Origin of the sequence: Cellvibrio chitinivorans (genome assembly GCF_035117775.1) — a bacterium.
Lineage (GTDB): Bacteria > Pseudomonadota > Gammaproteobacteria > Pseudomonadales > Cellvibrionaceae > Cellvibrio > Cellvibrio chitinivorans.
Genome location: NZ_JAYKKN010000001.1, coordinates 1 through 16,945 on the forward strand (window position 1 = coordinate 1; position 16,945 = coordinate 16,945).

Below are 16,945 nucleotides of genomic sequence, written 5' to 3' on the forward strand. Positions count from 1 at the left end.
TTCACTTCTTCTGATAATTTGCTTGTCGCCAATCACCATCCGCAAGTGCCCACACGCATTGCTTGATCTGTCTTGTTAAAAAACCGGTTAGCGCTTCGGCTCAACCGTGGGACGCGCATTATACGCATCATCTTCATTTTCGCAAACGTTTCTTTTTTCAGATTTCGCTTGCCGGTGACCTCACGCAAAGCTGCTTGCTTTCGTTTTTTCACCGCTCGCCGCTAAGCGAGGCGCGCATATTACGCTATTTTTTTCGTTTGTAAACCCTTAATTTTCATTAATTTTTTACAAACCGCCGAACATTTACATCAAGCCGCTTTCGCAGCCAGCCATGCTCGGCGAGGGCGCGCACTATATGAATCCAACCCTCGCCGCGCAAGCTTTATTTTCATTTTTTTGGAATTACAGACAACAAAGAAACAACATGCCGACTATTTAGTCGCACCGGTCTTTTTTGCGCCACCAAATACAGCACCAACACCTTTTATGACAGGCGCCGAGAGCGCATAAATTACCGCTATCGCAAATATGCCCTGCTCCTGATAAATAATGAGCGATGCAAACACCAACACCACCAGCAACATAAATGCGAAAGGCACACGCCCACGAAAATCCAGACTTTTGAAACTGGTATAGCGAAAATTGGATACCATCAATAAACCGGTAAGCGCAGTCACTACCGCAACCACAATTCCCCAAGACTCCCCTGGGAAGGATGTCGACCAGACCCACACCATGCCTGCAATAACCGATGCAGCCGCAGGACTTGCCAGCCCGATAAAGTACTTTTTATCAACAACACCGATTTGCGTATTAAATCGCGCAAGACGCAGAGCCGCGCAAGCCATATAGATAAACGCTGCCGCCCAACCCCAACGCCCCAAATCCTGCAACACCCAACTGAACACCACCAATGCCGGTGCAACACCAAAGGACACCATATCGGCAAGACTGTCGTACTGTTCACCGAACGCACTTTGAGTATTGGTCATACGCGCGACACGACCATCCATACCATCAAGCAGCATGGAGACAAAAATAGCGATGGCCGCATGGGTAAAATTACCGTTCATAGCAGAGACGATGGCATAAAAACCACCAAATAAAGCCCCTGTGGTAAACAGGTTTGGCAACAGATAGACACCCTTATGGCGCACCTTTTTCCCGTTTTCAGACACCTCTTCAACCAAGTCCCCAAATGGCAAGGGGTCTTCGTGATCACCGGCATCGATGGGTCTGCCTTGCTCTTGCTCGTGATTAGTCATGATCAACCTCTGTTATGGCGATGGAGCCGGGGGCGCCATTGTACACACCAAATATAGGCTGCATATATTTTCGCAGCATCATTCAGGCGAGATATTCCCGCTTATTTATAAAGGCAAGAAGAACCTGCGCACACCGGCAGTTTGGGATATAGTTTGAAGCAGTCCTCACTATTACTTTGTTTGCCGGAATCTATCGATATGGATGAAATACCTGCCAAGGAATTGAAAACCAAGCGCTTTCAGTTACTTGAAGATATAGCCAAAGAACTCGAAGGGGATATCATCTTTCCAACCTGTTTTGATGTCTCGGTACGCATCTCAAAAGCGATGCGCAGCGATTCAACAGACCTAAAAGAAATTGCTCACGAAATACAACACGACCCATTAGTGACCAGCAAGGTGCTAGGCCTTGCCAATTCTGCTGCCTATAACCCCTCAGCTCAGACCATTACCGATCTTGAAAAGGCACTAAGCCGCACCGGTATTAATACAGCGCGATCGGTTGCACTAGCCTGCGCACTTGCGCAACTTGCGCAGGCACATAAAGCCTCCGTATTTGCAGAGCAACTTAATGAGTTTTTTATCCACAGCCTGAAAACTGCCGCTATTGCACAAGTGCTAGCCAAACAATTTACACCGCGCATCACAGCAGAGAGCGCCCTGCTGGCAGGACTGATACACGACTTAGGGGCTTTTTTTATGCTGCACCGTGTATCCAACTATCAGGAGCTGGTCGAACGCCCACAGACAGCTGCCTATTTAGTAGCTCAGTGGCACGAGAGCATTGGCGCAGTACTTCTGGATGCTCTAGGCCTGCCCGAGGAGATCATCGAAGCAGTAAAAGAAACGGATATCCCTCGCCCCACCATTCAACAACCCAGAAACTTGTCGGACATTATTTATATCGCCAACCTGTTTGCCGGTGGTTTTGCTGAAATGCAGAAACTGGATTTACCCGATCTAACCGAACCTGCGGAGCTACAAAATCCAAACTACACCCAATTGCAAACAGCAATGGATCAGGCCTGTAAAGAGCTACTGAGCTCTTGGTAATAGAGTCATGAATGCATAAAAAAACCCGCAAAAAATGCGGGTTTTTTTATTGCCAAAACAACAACCAGAATTTTAGTTCTTGGTTTGGTCAACGATTTTGTTCGCTTGAATCCAAGGCATCATAGCGCGCAGCTTGGTACCAACAACTTCGATGCCGTGCGCAGCGTTATTACGACGAGCAGCAGTCATTGAAGAGTAGTTGGTTTGACCTTCCAGGATGAACTTCTTAGCGTATTCACCAGTTTGGATGTCTTTCAGCGCTTGGCGCATAGCCTTGCGTGATTCTTCGTTAATTACGCGCGGACCAGTTACATACTCACCGTATTCAGCGTTGTTAGAGATTGAGTAGTTCATGTTGGCGATACCGCCTTCGAACATCAGGTCAACAATCAACTTCAACTCGTGCAAACACTCGAAGTAAGCCATTTCTGGCTCGTAGCCTGCTTCAACCAGAGTTTCGAAGCCCATTTTAACCAGCTCAACTGCGCCACCACACAGAACTGCTTGCTCACCGAACAGGTCAGTTTCAGTTTCGTCTTTGAAGGTAGTTTCGATGATACCGGTACGGCCGCCGCCTACGCCTGATGCATAAGAAAGAGCAGTATCTTTCGCCTTGCCTGATGCGTCTTGGAAGATAGCGATCAGATCAGGTACACCGCCGCCACGTACGAATTCAGAACGTACAGTGTGACCAGGTGCTTTTGGCGCAACCATGATTACGTCCAAATCTTTGCGTGGAACTACTTGGTTGTAGTGAATCGCAAAACCGTGAGCAAAAGCCAAAGTAGCGCCTTGCTTGATGTTTGGCTCGATCTCTTCTTTATACAGCTTTGATTGGAACTCATCCGGAGTCAGGATCATTACTACGTCAGCAGATTTAACCGCGGTAGCAACGTCAGTTACTTTCAGGCCGTGAGCTTCAGCTTTCTTAACAGTTGCAGAACCGGTACGCAGACCAACAACTACATCAACACCTGAATCTTTCAGGTTGCACGCGTGCGCGTGACCTTGTGAGCCGTAACCGATGATGGCTACTTTTTTACCTTGGATGATAGAAAGATCAGCATCTTTATCGTAATAAACGTGCATAACAGACTCCTGTTGGGATATGACCACCCCATCAAATAGGGCAGATTGGATAAAAGGCCGCCAGTGTAGAGAAACACCCGCATCGCGTAAAATGATATATTCGCAATTCAATATTTCAGTTTATGCAACAAAGCTATTAGAGCTGCTTATGGATATCACCAAACTCCGCTTGTTTTGCAATCTCGCCAGCAGCCTGCATTTTGGTCGCGCCGCTGCCAGCTCCCATGTCAGCCCATCCACATTGAGCCGCAACATCAAACAACTTGAGGACGACTTAAAAGTCAGCCTGTTTGTGCGCGACAACCGCTCGGTAGTGCTGACCCACGAAGGCGAACAGTTTCTGGAATTTGCCAAAGAGGTGATTCGCCAGTGGGAGACCTATCAGGAATCGCTGCTCGCACAGGCCGATCAGCTACACGGGCAGCTCAGCATCTACTGCTCGGTCACTGCCAGCTACAGCTTTCTCTACGAAATCCTCACCGAGTTCCGAGTCAAACATCCGGGTATTGCAATCAAGTTACACACCGGCGACCCGGCGCAATCCATCGAGCACATATTGGCTGGGGAAGAGGATATTGCGATTGCCGCCAAGCCCGACAAGCTGCCCGCTGGCGTTAGCTTTAAACCGATCAATAGCTCGCCGCTGATTTTTATCACAGCAAGCAATGAAGACTGGCAAGGAAAAAACTGGGAAGAAATTCCGGTGATCATCCCCGAGGAAGGATTGGCGCGCGAGCGATTAAACAATTGGTTTGGATCGCTCGGCATCAAACCGAATATCTATGCGGAAGTAAAAGGTAATGAAGCGATTGTAAGTATGGTGAGCTTGGGCTTTGGTGTTGGTGTTGCACCACAAATCGTAGTGGATAACAGCCCGCTGGCCGACAAAGTAAAACGCTTTGATCCACAGCCAGATTTGGGGCCTTATGACACAGGGATTTGCGTGATGGAAAAACGCTTAAAAAGCCCGATTGTGAATGCATTTTGGAGCCAGCTACGCGAACCCAATCGCTAAGCGATTAGCGAAACGGTTTACTTAAAAACGGCGAACCCGCCAAACCAAAACGCCAAGGTAAATCCATCGCTTTGGAAATGCCGATACGCGGACCACTTACAACATGAATCGGCGCAAATGCAGGTAATAACTGAAATGGTTTTTGTGCGAGTGATCGCCCATTAAATGCATGCACAATCTCCAACGCCTGCCCTACGCGCCCCGGCCCTGCACAAAGTAGTTTCTCTGATTCAACACCGCGCCGCTCGCGCATTATTTCCAATCCGTGAGTTGGTTGAATCGCACGAATTAAAACACCTGCCCCATGCCCCTCCGGCGAACATACAAAATTCAAACACCAGTGAATTCCGTAGGAGCGATAAACATAAGCACAACCGGGCGCACCAAACATAGAAGCATTGCGCACACTAGGGCCAGAAAATGTGTGCGATGCTGGCTCGGATTGATCGTAAGCTTCAACTTCTACAATAATCCCGCCAACACCATTCACTAAAAACTCGCAGCCGATTAATTGCGGAGCGACTATGTGCGAGGGCTGAGCAAAATCGAATGGCAAACGCTTTGTCATAGCTCTCCCGTACAACTAGCAGAAAAGAAAAAGGCCGATGCTTTTCAAGCATCGGCCTTTCGTTTTTAACGCATCAACTTACAAACTCAACACCTTCTCGCCGCGCGAAATACCGCACACGCCGGTGCGCACCACTTCGATAATCGCTGCATCGCCGACAGCTTGTAAAAACGCGTCGAGCTTGTCGCTCGCGCCTGTGATTTGAATGGTGTAGAGAGTGCTGGTGACGTCCACGATTTGGCCGCGGAAAATATCCACACAGCGTTTAACCTCTGCCCTTTGCGCGCCGGATGCTTTTACTTTGATCAGCATCAGCTCGCGTTCGATGTGCGAGCCTTCGGTCAAATCAACCAATTTAACAACATCAATTAATTTGTTGAGGTGTTTGGTGATTTGCTCGATTTTGTGATCGTCGCCCAAGGTGGTCAGCGTCAAGCGCGAGAGGGTTCCGTCTTCCGTTGGCGCAACAGTGAGGCTTTCAATGTTGTAACCGCGCTGGGAGAACAAACCCACTACACGTGAGAGTGCGCCGGGAGCGTTTTCAACCAATACAGAAATTATGCGTCTCATATCAGGTGCGCTCCGTCTTGCTCAAAATCATATCGCGCATGGATTGCTGTGCAACCTGCATCGGGTAAACGTGTTCGCTTTGATCAACCATGATGTCCATAAACACCACGCGATCTTTCATCGCAAAACATTCTTCCAATTTTTGTTTCAGCTCGTCGCGCTTGGTTACACGCATACCCACATGGCCATAGGCTTCTGCGAGCTTGATGAAGTCCGGCAGCGAATCTTCATACAAACTTTCCGCGTAGCGGCTGGAGTACTGCATGTCTTGCCACTGGCGAACCATGCCGAGCGCTTGGTTGTTCAAACAAATCACTTTTACAGGCAAGTGATATTGCGTACAGGTCGATAACTCCTGAATACACATTTGAATTGAACCTTCACCAGTCACGCACACAACGGTCGCATCGCGATCCGCCATTTGCACGCCCATAGCGGCTGGCAAACCAAAGCCCATAGTGCCGAGGCCACCGGAGTTAATCCAACGGCGCGGCTTATCAAAACGGTAGTATTGCGCAGCAAACATTTGGTGCTGACCTACGTCAGACGTCACGTAAGCATCGCCTTTGGTCACTTCCCAAATCGCCTGAATAACTTCTTGCGGTTTGATTTTATCGCCAGAAGTATCGAAACGATTTTTGGTGTAGATGCCGTGACGCTCACGCCACTCGTTGATTTGCTCCCACCAAGAGGCAAGTGCAGCAGCGTCGGGCTTTTCATCCGACTCTTTGATAAGCGCCAGCATTTCGCTCAATACGCTATCAACCGCACCTACGATAGGCACATCGGCAACCACGGTTTTAGAGATGGATGCTGGGTCGATATCCACGTGGATAATTTTGGCAGTCGGACAGAACTTGCTCACAGCGTTAGTTACGCGGTCATCAAAACGCGCGCCTACCGCCAGAATCACATCGCTGTGATGCATTGCAGTATTGGCTTCGTAGGTGCCGTGCATACCCAACATGCCGAGGAAGTTTTTTGCAGTGCCCGGATAAGCGCCCAAGCCCATCAGGGTATTGGTTACCGGATAATTCAGCAGATCAACCAACTCTTTCAACAAGTGCGAAGCATTACCCTGCACTACACCGCCACCGGTGTAGATCATCGGGCGCTTGGCACCGAGCAACAGCTGTACTGCTTTTTTGATCTGACCAGAGTGACCGCGCGTCGCTGGCGTATAGGAACGCAGCTTCACTTTCTCGGGATACTCGTAAGCAAAGGTGTGCGCCGGATGGGTCAGATCTTTAGGCACATCGATAACTACCGGACCTGGGCGGCCAGTTGCAGCGATGTAATATGCCTTTTTAACAATCTCAGGAATCTCGCTAGCGTGTTTGATCATAAAACTGTGTTTTACGATCGGGCGAGAAATACCGACCATGTCGGTCTCTTGGAAAGCGTCTTCACCAATCAAGTGACTCATCACCTGACCGGAAATAACCACCATTGGAATAGAGTCCATATAGGCCGTCGCAATACCAGTAATGGCATTGGTCGCGCCTGGACCGGAGGTCACCAGCACAGTGCCCACTTTGCCGGTCGCACGTGCGTAACCGTCGGCAGCATGGGTAGCAGCTTGTTCGTGACGAACCAGAATGTGTTTAACGTCTTTTTGACGAAAGATGGCATCGTAAATATGCAGCGCTGCGCCGCCCGGATAACCAAAAACGTATTCAACGCCTTCGTCTTTCAGGGCGCGGATGAGCATATCTCCGCCGGAAAGCATTTCCACAATAATTCCCCTTTTAGGATGTGAATCGCATAGATGCGCGTGTGTCTTTTACCAGAGGGCTGTTACAGCCAAAGGTTGGATGCGGCAAAGAATCACACTGGAAAGCATCGGCACTTAGGGCAGGCCAACGCCGTGAATGATCCACGATCAAAACCCGGCAAGGTCAGGATCGGATCAGCGAAAACCGTGCAGGTAAACAGCGGTTTTCTAAGGTGATGTTCTGGTAGGAACATCGCCAGCAGATGGTTCACCAAGAGGGTGACTTGGTGGGAAGCAGATGAGTCCGTGATTATCGGCCAGCTGCCAGCCATCTGGAGGACTGGCAATTTTGGCAAGATATGCTTCAAAGTCAAGAAATTAACGCCAATTTGCGGATTTTTTAATCAAAAGACTATCTATTTAACTAGATACGAACGCCAAATCCGGAATCGGATTGGCAGCTTGAGCAGCCTCACAGATTTGCGTTTCCCAGTTTCGCATGTTCAGCATAAGGTCTATAGTTGGCGCAGAACTGCCCAAAAAGCCTATGACTAAAAAGGTACAACATGAAACGCGCACAGATTATCGGATGCCTGTTACTCGGCCTGCTCGCCAGCCAATGTGTAGTGGCTGCAAAAGTATATACATGGACTGACAGCAAAGGCGTGGTTCACTACGGTGAGCGCCCGCCCAAAAATGTAAAGGCCACATTGGTAAAAACCCGCACCGGCCATAGCGACCCAACTCCGACCCCGGCGACTGCAGCCCCCGCCGCTGCAACAACGACTGCAACTACGGCTACAGAAGCGCAACCAACTTCTTTAAAAGACCCTGAGCGCTGCTCCAAAGCCCGAGAGAATCTGGCGATATTAAATTCTGTTGCGCGCATCAAAACTGTCAACGCCGAAGGCATTACGGTTTATTTGACTGAAGAAGATAAAGCCAAACAGCGTGAAATTGCACAGCAAGCGATTGACGAAGCCTGCGAATAATCGCAGTTTCGCAGCATCAATAAAAACGGCCATCAGCATAAACTGATGGCCGTTTTTTTATTGGCGTAAGTTTTTAAGTAACGATAATTTTAAGTAACGATAAATAGTTAATTCAATTGTTTGGGATCAAACACGATTTTTTCACCCAGCAAGTGACCATGAATAATTGCGCCGGGCATAAACTTGCCGGCGAGAATATCCTGCGCCAGCGGGTTTTCAATCAGCTGTTGGATAGCGCGTTTTAATGGACGCGCGCCGTACACTGGGTCAAAACCAACTGCCGCCAGCTTGTCCATCACATCAGTATCCAATTCCAAACTCAGCTCGCGTTCGCCCAGACGTTTGCGCAGCAATTCCAATTGAATATCAGCGATGCCGCGAATTTGTTCGCGCCCGAGCGGATGGAACACAACAACTTCATCGATACGGTTGATAAATTCCGGACGGAAATGATTGCCCACCACTTCCATCACCGCATCTTTCATCGCGTTGTAGCGGTTCTCGTTATTTAACGAGTTATTTGAATCATCGCTCACAAAACTATCGAAGCTTACAGTATCGAACGATTTGTCTTCCGCCAATTCCTGAATACGGTCTGAGCCCAAATTGGACGTCATCACAATGACCGTGTTGCGGAAATCCACGGTGCGCCCCTGGCCGTCAGTCAGGCGGCCATCATCCAATACTTGCAACAAAATATTGAATACATCGGGATGCGCTTTTTCCACTTCGTCGAGCAGCACTACCGAGTAAGGTTTGCGGCGCACAGTTTCAGTGAGATAACCGCCCTCTTCATAACCCACATAACCCGGTGGCGCGCCGATCAAACGCGCAACCGAATGCTTCTCCATAAATTCAGACATATCGATACGCACCATGGCATCGGTAGTATCGAATAAAAACTCCGCGAGCGATTTGCACAATTCGGTTTTACCCACACCCGTTGGCCCTAAAAACAAAAACGAACCATTAGGGCGATTGGCATCACTCAAACCGGCGCGCGAACGGCGCACCGCATTGGCGACGGCAACCACAGCTTCATGCTGGCCGATAACACGCTGATGCAGCGCGTCTTCCATACGCAATAATTTATCGCGCTCGCCTTCCAACATTTTGGACACGGGAATGCCAGTCCACTTGGAAACCACTTCCGCAATTTCTTCTTCAGTCACCTTATTGCGCAGCAGTTTCATTTCCATCATTTCGGCTTGGCTGGCCATATCCAACTGTTTTTCCAACTGCGGAATAATGCCGTATTGCAATTCACTCATGCGCGTTAAATCACCTTTGCGTCGCTTGTCTTCCAATTCCAAACGCGCTTGCTCAAGCTGACTTTTAATTTCTTGCGAGCCGTGCAACGCAGCTTTTTCGGCACGCCAGATTTCTTCCAAATCATTCAGCTCACGCTCGAAACGATCAATATCCTGATCGAGTTTGGCAAGACGTTTTCTGCTCGCTTCGTCTTCATCTTTTTTTACTGCTTCGCGCTCGATTTTAAATTGAATCAAACGGCGCTCAAGGCGATCCATTTCCTCCGGTTTGGAGTCGATCTCCATGCGGATACGACTCGCGGCTTCATCAATTAAATCGATGGCTTTATCGGGCAATTGGCGATCGGTAATGTAACGTTGCGACAATTTTGCCGCGGCAATAATCGCTGAGTCGGTGATATCCACACCGTGGTGAACTTCGTAGCGCTCTTTTAATCCGCGCAGAATTGCAATGGTGTCTGACTCATTGGGTTCATCGACCAAGACTTTTTGGAAGCGGCGTTCAAGTGCGGCATCTTTTTCAATGTATTTGCGATACTCATCCAGCGTAGTGGCACCCACGCAGTGCAATTCGCCGCGCGATAACGCAGGTTTAAGCATATTGCCCGCATCCATTGCACCTTCACCTTTACCGGCGCCGACCATAGTGTGCAGCTCGTCGATAAATAAAATTACGCGGCCTTCTTGCTTGCTTAGTTCGTTGATTACCGATTTCAAGCGCTCTTCGAATTCACCGCGAAATTTTGCGCCGGCAAGCAAGCCGCCAAGATCGAGCGATAAGAGACGCTTATCTTTTAAACCTTCCGGTACTTCGCCGTTGACGATACGTTGCGCAAGACCTTCTACAATCGCGGTTTTACCCACGCCCGGCTCACCAATTAATACCGGATTATTTTTGCTGCGGCGTTGTAACACTTGAATAGTGCGGCGAATTTCATCGTCGCGGCCAATCACCGGATCGAGCTTGCCCGCTTCGGCGCGCGCGGTTAAATCGACTGTGTATTTTTCCAAGGCCTGGCGATTGCCTTCGGAATCAGCGTCATCCACATTCTCACCGCCGCGCACCTTTTGAATCGCCTGCTGCAAGCGCTGGGCATTGCCGTGTTTTTTCAGCAACTCGGTAATAGGACCCTGCATTTCTTGCATCAATACCAGCAGCACCGAATCGCTGGAGACAAATTTATCCCCCACTTTTTGTGCGTGGCGATCCGCGAGATTCAACAGGCGCACCATGTCTGGCGACATAGTGACTTCACCGGTTGGATTTTTGATTTGCGGCAGGTTTTCCAGATATTCATTGAGCGCTGTGCGCAAGCCCGCGACATCAAACCCCGCTTGGCTCAGCAACAGGCGCACACTGGCGGCGCCCTTTTGATCGAGCATCGCCAGTAGCAGGTGGCTTGGGTCGAGCTGGCTGTGATCCTGCCCTAGCGCGAGAGATTGGGCGTCGGACAAGGCAACTTGCAATTGATTGGTTAGACGGTCGATACGCATGGATTACCTCAAGCGAATAGTGACAATTCAGTTGAGACAAACGTGGGGGCGCAGAAGGTGATTTCAAGCGGGGCGCGATAGGAATTTACAGGGCAAAATGTCGCGTCTTACTCCCTACCTAAAATCTCTACCTAACATCCCTACCTCACACATCAGCTTCGCCCGCTGAATATATATCTATCAATTACCTATATCAGACCACCCCGATCATGCGGTAAATAACTTGCAAAAATTACAAGCCAAGTGAGCTGTTAACTTTCCCTGCTCTAACGTGCTCTTACTTGCAAGAGATATACGACTGGCGAAATTGAATTTAATTTCTTGGGTCACACCAAAAAACAGAAAAATTTCACCGAAATCATCATTTCACCAAAAATACCAAGAAATAATTTCAGTAATTATCATGCAAACGAAAATTGGCTTCGATATTGCGTAGCAGTATTTGCTCTAACAAAAAATCAGCTTTTGCCAGATTTTTTATGACGAAGAAATTAAATTTTTAGCGAGGTGAAAATTATGAAAACCACCAATCAAAAACACGCAAATTTTTTATATGTCGCATTCTTTGTACTTCTAGCAGCTCTGCTCGGAACCAGCCTTAATGCTTTAGCGGATGTTGATACTGACGATTTTATCGAGGAAGCCTCAGCAAAAGGGATTGCTGAAATTGAAGCTGGGAAACTTGCACTGCAAAAAGCAACCTTCCCGGAAGTAAAAGACTACGCCAGAAAAATGATTACCGATCACGCAACCAGCAATAAAGACCTGCGCGCGCTCGCCAGCAAAAAAAAGCTGGAAGTTGCAGATGATGCTGAACTGACAGCAAAAGCGAAAACTTATATTTTGGAGCAACGCGACGGCGAATCATTTGATGCTACTTACATCAACAATCAAATAGATTCCCACAAAGCTGCCATCGAATTGTACAAAGACGCTTCATCATCAAAGGATGATGATGTACGTCAATTAGCGGCCATTTCATTGCCAAAACTTGAACAACATTTGGCTGAAGCTGAGGCTTTGGTTACTGTATTGGCTAGCACCAGCAGCAATATAAAAGTGGATGATGGCAAAGCTGATTACCACTAATTAAGCGCAATTACCCTAGATGAATTTTTATTTGCACATTACAGAATCAGGCTGGCATGCCTGCCTGATTCTGTAAGTTCCTCACAAACACCATCAAGTTTTTTACATTATTTTTGAAAACATTGTTTTGAATACATGATGGAGGCTGAATATGGCTACCGATAGCAAAGCAAAATACACCGATAAGCAAAAACGCAAAGCACGGCATATTGAAGATGGCTACATGGAAAAGGGTGTTTCAGCTGAAAAAGCAGCAGAAATTGCGTGGGCGACGGTGAATAAGCAATCCGGTGGTGGTGAACGTTCTGGCTCAGGAAGAACAGCATCTGCGGCTAAAAAAGCTGCTGCACGTAAAGACTCGGCTCATCAAGCGGCCATTACACGCAAAGAGAAAGCAAAGCCGAATTCACTTGAGTCCCACACTAAAGATTATTTAATAACACTCGCGAGAGAGAAAAACATTGCCGGCCGTTCATCCATGAACAAACCGGATTTGATTCTTGCATTAAGGCAGGCTGGGCAGCACTAAAAGTGCTGCGGCAATTTTTAACTTTATTCTGCGCAATCAGACTTGTGGATTGGCAGGGGTAACTGGTGGGCGCGGTGTTTCATTTACATCAAAAAACTTGATCGACATTGGATAGTTTTTGATGACGCCCTTATTAGCATCCATCGCCCCCATGATGGTAAACACAATCGAGCAGACAAACAGAATTGCCATGAGGAAAAAACCCACCACGATTAAGCACAGAATTGCGCTGACCAAAAAATAAATCAGCGAACTGAATACCCAGTTCATCACCACCTTGCCCTGCTCATCCACATAGGCATCTTCTTTTTTGGATTGCCACATAATCAGCGGCACGATTAAGCCCAAGAATGGAAACAGCCATGAACAGAATTGGGTGAGATGCAGCACCATTGCATAATCGTAGTTGTTGGTTTTCACAACAATAGATTGCGGTTGCGCACTGGTAGCATGAGCTTGCTGAGACTTAACATTGCCCAGAATACGTTCCTTGGCCTGCTGATATTCCTCCTCACTGATCAAGCCTTTTTGTTTAAGGTCATTCAGTTTTTCAATTTGATCGAGATCCATAAAAAATTTCCTTGTAGATGATGATTTAAAAAAACAGGATTAACCGGCAGCGCGGGCAGCGGCGATAGTCGCACGCACCGCCTCCACATCGGTCAGGGTAATTTCATATTCGCGCTCCAACGCCGTACCGCCCATGCCAACATGGGGATTGCGAAATTCCATACCGCTTTTAATAGTTTTGAGCGAGGCAAAATGCATTTCATCAACGCCAGTTGCGCGGCGTACTTGAGCGATATTATCAACATCGAGCGCGCCGCAGCCCATGATCACAATGCGGCCATCTGCGCGTGCAACTGTATCTTTCAGAATGTCACTGCCTTCAACGGCAGTATCGCGCTGACCACTGGTTAGCACCCTATCAACGCCGCTGCGAATCAAGGCTTCAAGCGCTTCCGCGTAGTCGCGCGTCATATCAAAGGCGCGATGGCAGGTCACTTTCATCGGGCGCGCGGCAACGACCAAGGCTTTGGTGCGCACCTCATCGATCTTGCCATCGGGCGTCAGGCAGCCGATCACTACCCCAACCACGCCCAGATCGCGCAGCGCTTTGACATCTTCCAACATGCTGTTGAATTCGAGCTCGGAATAAAGGAAATCACCGCCGCGCGGGCGCACAATCACATGAAACGGAATGGTCGCGACACGCAGGGCTTCGCGGATTACCCCCAAGCTCGGTGTTAGTCCACCCTCAAGCAAGCTGGCACACAATTCTGCGCGATCAGCACCCGCTTGTTGCGCGGCAACAAGGCCATCGATTCCTTCAACACAGATTTCGATTTTGAACGGGTGTTTTGACATAGCGAGAACTCCAGTATGGGCAGGGGATGAAAAATCATCGGCGCCAAGCGCGACAACAAATAATTTACGCGCCAAAGTTTAGATGCAATCAGTGCCCGATTGGATTCACTTAACAGAAATTTATTCGCGCCAGATCAAGCTGGCCATGCGCCCGGTGGTTTTATCGCGACGATAAGAATAGAAGCGGGTTTCATCGGCATAGGTACAAAAATCGCCGCCGTAGATATCCGTCACTCCCAGCGCGGTTAATTCGGCGCGCGCAAGAGCATAGATATCCGCATAAAAATGCAGCGGGCGTTTGGCAGAAATAAACGCGGCGGCGATTTGATCGGTGTGGAGTTCATTGCGCGCGGCACCAAAAAAGGCTTCAAGCACATCCACCCCCACTTCAAAATTAGGCTGGGATATTGCAGGGCCAAGATAGGCCATGATTTCAGATGCAGGAACAGAAAACTTCTCGATGCCTTTTGCGCAGATACCATGCGCTAGGCTGCGCCAACCGCAGTGCAGTGCTGCGACTTGAGTGCCTTGTTTATCGCACAGCAAAATCGGCAAGCAATCTGCCGTCATCACCAAGCAGGCTTGACCGCGCTGGTCGCTGTAGCTGCCATCGGCGGTGCGCACCATGCCATCGGCTTTGGCATCAACAACTTTGACTCCGTGCACCTGCTCCAGCCACTGCGGGGTCATATCCAACCCCAAACGCTCACATAACTGCGCGCGATTTTTTTCAACCAGCAGCGGATCATCGCCCACATGCAGCCCGAAATTATTACTGGTATAGGGCGATGCGCTAAACCCGCCGGCGCGGGTGCTGATAAAGGCTTTCACTCCGGCAGGTATTGGCCAATCGGGCGTAATTCCAAATGAATCAGTCATCGGCAAGGGTAAAACCGTTATTGAGCGCATCGAGCAGGTTTTTAAAATCTTCCGGCAGCGGCGCAGTCCACTCGGTGTATTCGCCAGTGCCCGGATGCTCCAAGCCCAGTTTGAACGCATGCAGCGCCTGACGCGGAAAACTCTTGAGGGTATCGATCAAATACTGATTGGCGCCCTTGGGGATTTTGAAGCGATTGCCGTAAGTCGGATCGCCCACCAGCGGATGGCCGATATGCGCCATATGCACGCGGATTTGGTGAGTGCGACCAGTCTCCAATTTCACGCGAATATGAGTGTGGCTCGGGTAGCGCTTGGCCACACGGTAGTGAGTTACCGCGCGCTTACCGCCCGCTTTGAGTACGGCCATGAGTTTGCGCTGCATAGGATGGCGCCCCATAGGTGCATCCACAGTGCCGCCGCCAGTCATAGCACCTACGGCAACTGCTTCATATTCGCGGCTCACTGTGCGATCGGCCAACTGCTCAACCAAATCGGTATGCGCTTCCAGAGTTTTGGCGATCACCATCAAACCTGTCGTTTCTTTATCCAAACGATGCACAATGCCCGCGCGCGGCAGGTTGACCAAACCGGGGATATGATTGATCAGCGCATTTACCAAGGTGCCGGTGTAATTGCCCGCCGCTGGGTGAACAACCAAACCTGCTTGTTTGTTGATGATGATCAGGTCGTCGTCTTCGTGGACTATATCCAGCGTGATCTCTTCCGGTTCCCACTCGCCCTGCGCTTCAAGCTCTGCTTTCAGCTCCAGCGTTTCGCCGCCGATTAATTTGTCTTTCGGCTTGGCTACACGGCCATCTACTTTCAGCTGGCCGTCTTTAATCCAACTTTGCAGACGCGAGCGCGAGAAGTCGGGGAACAACTCGGAGGCGATCTGGTCGAAGCGCATGCCATTCATCTGGATCGGCACTTGTGCGCTCAGGTCAAAAACATCTTTCATTAAATAACCTCTAGTGATTGTTTCTGGCTGCGAAAGGAGCGCCAAAAACCGGAATTCAAGAGCTTTTACTGTCGCCAGATTGGTATCCGCCAAGCTCTGTGTTTAAATACCCTGCCCCGCAAATGGGGTCTATGTTTACGTGATAAGAGTCTATAACCCTATGCGAGTTCTGCCCTGTTTGACGCTTAGCGCCCTAGTGCTGCTGACTGCCTGCTCCAGTAAAGAGCCTGAATACACCACCGAAGCGGATCTGTACAACGCCGCCGAAGAGCAACTTGAGCGCAGCCAATGGGAATCGGCGATCAGAAATCTCAACTCGCTGGAAGAAAACTTCCCCTTCGGCACCTACGCCGATCAGGCGCAACTGGAACTTATCTACGCTCATTACAGCTCGGGCGAACCCGATGCGGCTATCGCCACAGCCAACCGTTTTATCCGTTTGCATCCGCAGCACCGCAATGTTGACTACGCCTACTACATGCTGGGCATGGCATCTTTTACCAAAGACCAGGGCATGTTTGAGCGCGTGATGCCGGTGGATAACTCCCGTCGCGATCCAGGGGCAGCGCGTGAATCGCTCGCCAACTTTACCCAACTGCTCAACCGCTATCCCGACAGCATCTATGCCGTCGATGCCAAAAAACGCATGTTGCACCTGCGCAACCACTTGGCGCGTTACGAAATTCACGTCGCTAACTACTACTTTAAACGCGGCGCTTATGTTGCTGCGGTAGGTCGCGGCCGCTATGTGCTGGAAAACTTCCCGCAATCGCCGGCAATTCCCGATGCGCTGGCCGTTATGGTACAGGGTTATCACCTGCTAAAGATGCCCGAGCGCTCTAATGAGATGCTGGAAATCCTGAAACTCAATTATGCCGACTACCCGGCACTCAATAAACAAGGCGAATTCGATTACGACTTTATGTACAACAATGGTAAATCGCCTTGGGTTGCCTACCTGACACTGGGTTTGTTTAACAAAAACGAAGTGACTGGTTTTGATACCCGCAAGCTTTACGACCCGCAATACAAACAATCTACCGATGTGGCGCGCGTCGATTAATCGATTGTTCGCTCGCTAACATCATCCA

Annotated in this window: 16 protein-coding genes; 6 read left to right on the forward strand and 10 right to left on the reverse strand. The window is 49.3% G+C overall.

Annotation, left to right across the window (positions count from 1 at the left end; genetic code table 11):
* Positions 1-431 precede the first annotated feature (431 nt).
* Positions 432-1,265, reverse strand: coding sequence for a CDP-diacylglycerol--serine O-phosphatidyltransferase (gene pssA / locus SPL68_RS00005; RefSeq protein ID WP_323813006.1), 834 nt, complete (start codon positions 1,263-1,265; stop codon positions 432-434).
* A 153-nt stretch (positions 1,266-1,418) separates the two neighbouring features.
* Between pssA and SPL68_RS00010 the strand changes: the two genes are divergently transcribed.
* On the forward strand, positions 1,419-2,318 hold the full coding sequence (locus SPL68_RS00010; protein ID WP_323813007.1) for an HDOD domain-containing protein: 900 nt from the start codon (positions 1,419-1,421) through the stop codon (positions 2,316-2,318).
* A 72-nt stretch (positions 2,319-2,390) separates the two neighbouring features.
* Here SPL68_RS00010 and ilvC read toward each other — a convergent pair whose 3' ends face one another.
* Positions 2,391-3,407 (reverse strand): ketol-acid reductoisomerase, encoded by a 1,017-nt coding sequence (gene ilvC / locus SPL68_RS00015; protein ID WP_323813008.1) that lies wholly within the window; start codon positions 3,405-3,407, stop codon positions 2,391-2,393.
* A 148-nt stretch (positions 3,408-3,555) separates the two neighbouring features.
* On the opposite strand from ilvC, the gene ilvY reads away from it, so the two are divergent.
* Positions 3,556-4,422 (forward strand): HTH-type transcriptional activator IlvY, encoded by an 867-nt coding sequence (gene ilvY, locus SPL68_RS00020; protein WP_323813009.1) that lies wholly within the window; start codon positions 3,556-3,558, stop codon positions 4,420-4,422.
* 4 nt (positions 4,423-4,426) lie between these two features.
* On the opposite strand, the gene SPL68_RS00025 is transcribed toward ilvY, so the two are convergent.
* The 3 genes from SPL68_RS00025 to SPL68_RS00035 all read right to left on the reverse strand — a co-directional run bounded on the left by SPL68_RS00025 (position 4,427) and on the right by SPL68_RS00035 (position 7,295).
* Positions 4,427-4,990, reverse strand: coding sequence for a DNA-3-methyladenine glycosylase (locus tag SPL68_RS00025; RefSeq protein ID WP_323813010.1), 564 nt, complete (start codon positions 4,988-4,990; stop codon positions 4,427-4,429).
* A gap of 78 nt (positions 4,991-5,068) precedes the next feature.
* Positions 5,069-5,560: an acetolactate synthase small subunit gene (gene ilvN / locus SPL68_RS00030; protein WP_323813011.1), complete on the reverse strand. Its 492-nt coding sequence runs from the start codon at positions 5,558-5,560 to the stop codon at positions 5,069-5,071.
* 1 nt (position 5,561) lies between these two features.
* Positions 5,562-7,295: an acetolactate synthase 3 large subunit gene (locus SPL68_RS00035; protein ID WP_323813012.1), complete on the reverse strand. Its 1,734-nt coding sequence runs from the start codon at positions 7,293-7,295 to the stop codon at positions 5,562-5,564.
* Positions 7,296-7,840: 545 nt separating this feature from the next.
* Here SPL68_RS00035 and SPL68_RS00040 point away from each other — a divergent pair.
* A complete protein-coding gene (locus tag SPL68_RS00040) occupies positions 7,841-8,266 on the forward strand; it encodes a DUF4124 domain-containing protein (protein ID WP_323813013.1) in 426 nt (141 codons plus the stop codon).
* A gap of 107 nt (positions 8,267-8,373) precedes the next feature.
* Here SPL68_RS00040 and clpB read toward each other — a convergent pair whose 3' ends face one another.
* Complete coding sequence (gene clpB, locus SPL68_RS00045) at positions 8,374-11,031, reverse strand: ATP-dependent chaperone ClpB (protein WP_323813014.1); 2,658 nt, start codon at positions 11,029-11,031, stop codon at positions 8,374-8,376.
* Positions 11,032-11,547: 516 nt separating this feature from the next.
* On the opposite strand from clpB, the gene SPL68_RS00050 reads away from it, so the two are divergent.
* Positions 11,548-12,120: a DUF4142 domain-containing protein gene (locus tag SPL68_RS00050; RefSeq protein ID WP_323813015.1), complete on the forward strand. Its 573-nt coding sequence runs from the start codon at positions 11,548-11,550 to the stop codon at positions 12,118-12,120.
* A 151-nt stretch (positions 12,121-12,271) separates the two neighbouring features.
* Positions 12,272-12,649: a termination factor Rho gene (locus SPL68_RS00055; RefSeq protein WP_323813016.1), complete on the forward strand. Its 378-nt coding sequence runs from the start codon at positions 12,272-12,274 to the stop codon at positions 12,647-12,649.
* Positions 12,650-12,685: 36 nt separating this feature from the next.
* Here the strand turns inward: SPL68_RS00055 and SPL68_RS00060 are convergent, their stop codons facing one another.
* The 4 genes from SPL68_RS00060 to rluD form a co-directional block, all read right to left on the reverse strand.
* On the reverse strand, positions 12,686-13,219 hold the full coding sequence (locus SPL68_RS00060; RefSeq protein WP_323813017.1) for a magnetosome magnetite crystal formation protein family: 534 nt from the start codon (positions 13,217-13,219) through the stop codon (positions 12,686-12,688).
* A gap of 39 nt (positions 13,220-13,258) precedes the next feature.
* The gene (locus tag SPL68_RS00065) at positions 13,259-14,017 is read right to left on the reverse strand and encodes a copper homeostasis protein CutC (RefSeq protein WP_323813018.1); all 759 of its coding nucleotides are present in this window, start codon (positions 14,015-14,017) and stop codon (positions 13,259-13,261) included.
* Between the two features lie 120 nt (positions 14,018-14,137).
* Complete coding sequence (pgeF, locus tag SPL68_RS00070; RefSeq protein WP_323813019.1) at positions 14,138-14,896, reverse strand: peptidoglycan editing factor PgeF; 759 nt, start codon at positions 14,894-14,896, stop codon at positions 14,138-14,140.
* On the reverse strand, positions 14,889-15,854 hold the full coding sequence (gene rluD, locus SPL68_RS00075; RefSeq protein ID WP_323813020.1) for a 23S rRNA pseudouridine(1911/1915/1917) synthase RluD: 966 nt from the start codon (positions 15,852-15,854) through the stop codon (positions 14,889-14,891). The genes pgeF and rluD overlap by 8 nt, the downstream gene beginning before the upstream one ends.
* Positions 15,855-16,014: 160 nt before the next feature.
* Here rluD and SPL68_RS00080 point away from each other — a divergent pair, with 160 nt between their 5' ends.
* A complete protein-coding gene (locus SPL68_RS00080; protein ID WP_323813021.1) occupies positions 16,015-16,917 on the forward strand; it encodes an outer membrane protein assembly factor BamD in 903 nt (300 codons plus the stop codon).
* Positions 16,918-16,945: the final 28 nt, after the last annotated feature.

Bases quoted from the DNA above. Each gene is read 5' to 3' on its own strand.
- pssA (WP_323813006.1), bottom strand. From the start codon at position 1,265: ATGACTAATCACGAGCAAGAGCAAGGCAGACCCATCGATGCCGGTGAT.
- ilvC (WP_323813008.1), bottom strand. From the start codon at position 3,407: ATGCACGTTTATTACGATAAAGATGCTGATCTTTCTATCATCCAAGGT.
- ilvY (WP_323813009.1), top strand. From the start codon at position 3,556: ATGGATATCACCAAACTCCGCTTGTTTTGCAATCTCGCCAGCAGCCTG.
- SPL68_RS00025 (WP_323813010.1), bottom strand. From the start codon at position 4,990: ATGACAAAGCGTTTGCCATTCGATTTTGCTCAGCCCTCGCACATAGTC.
- ilvN (WP_323813011.1), bottom strand. From the start codon at position 5,560: ATGAGACGCATAATTTCTGTATTGGTTGAAAACGCTCCCGGCGCACTC.
- SPL68_RS00040 (WP_323813013.1), top strand. From the start codon at position 7,841: ATGAAACGCGCACAGATTATCGGATGCCTGTTACTCGGCCTGCTCGCC.
- clpB (WP_323813014.1), bottom strand. From the start codon at position 11,031: ATGCGTATCGACCGTCTAACCAATCAATTGCAAGTTGCCTTGTCCGAC.
- SPL68_RS00050 (WP_323813015.1), top strand. From the start codon at position 11,548: ATGAAAACCACCAATCAAAAACACGCAAATTTTTTATATGTCGCATTC.
- SPL68_RS00055 (WP_323813016.1), top strand. From the start codon at position 12,272: ATGGCTACCGATAGCAAAGCAAAATACACCGATAAGCAAAAACGCAAA.
- SPL68_RS00060 (WP_323813017.1), bottom strand. From the start codon at position 13,219: ATGGATCTCGATCAAATTGAAAAACTGAATGACCTTAAACAAAAAGGC.
- SPL68_RS00065 (WP_323813018.1), bottom strand. From the start codon at position 14,017: ATGTCAAAACACCCGTTCAAAATCGAAATCTGTGTTGAAGGAATCGAT.
- pgeF (WP_323813019.1), bottom strand. From the start codon at position 14,896: ATGACTGATTCATTTGGAATTACGCCCGATTGGCCAATACCTGCCGGA.
- rluD (WP_323813020.1), bottom strand. From the start codon at position 15,854: ATGAAAGATGTTTTTGACCTGAGCGCACAAGTGCCGATCCAGATGAAT.
- SPL68_RS00080 (WP_323813021.1), top strand. From the start codon at position 16,015: ATGCGAGTTCTGCCCTGTTTGACGCTTAGCGCCCTAGTGCTGCTGACT.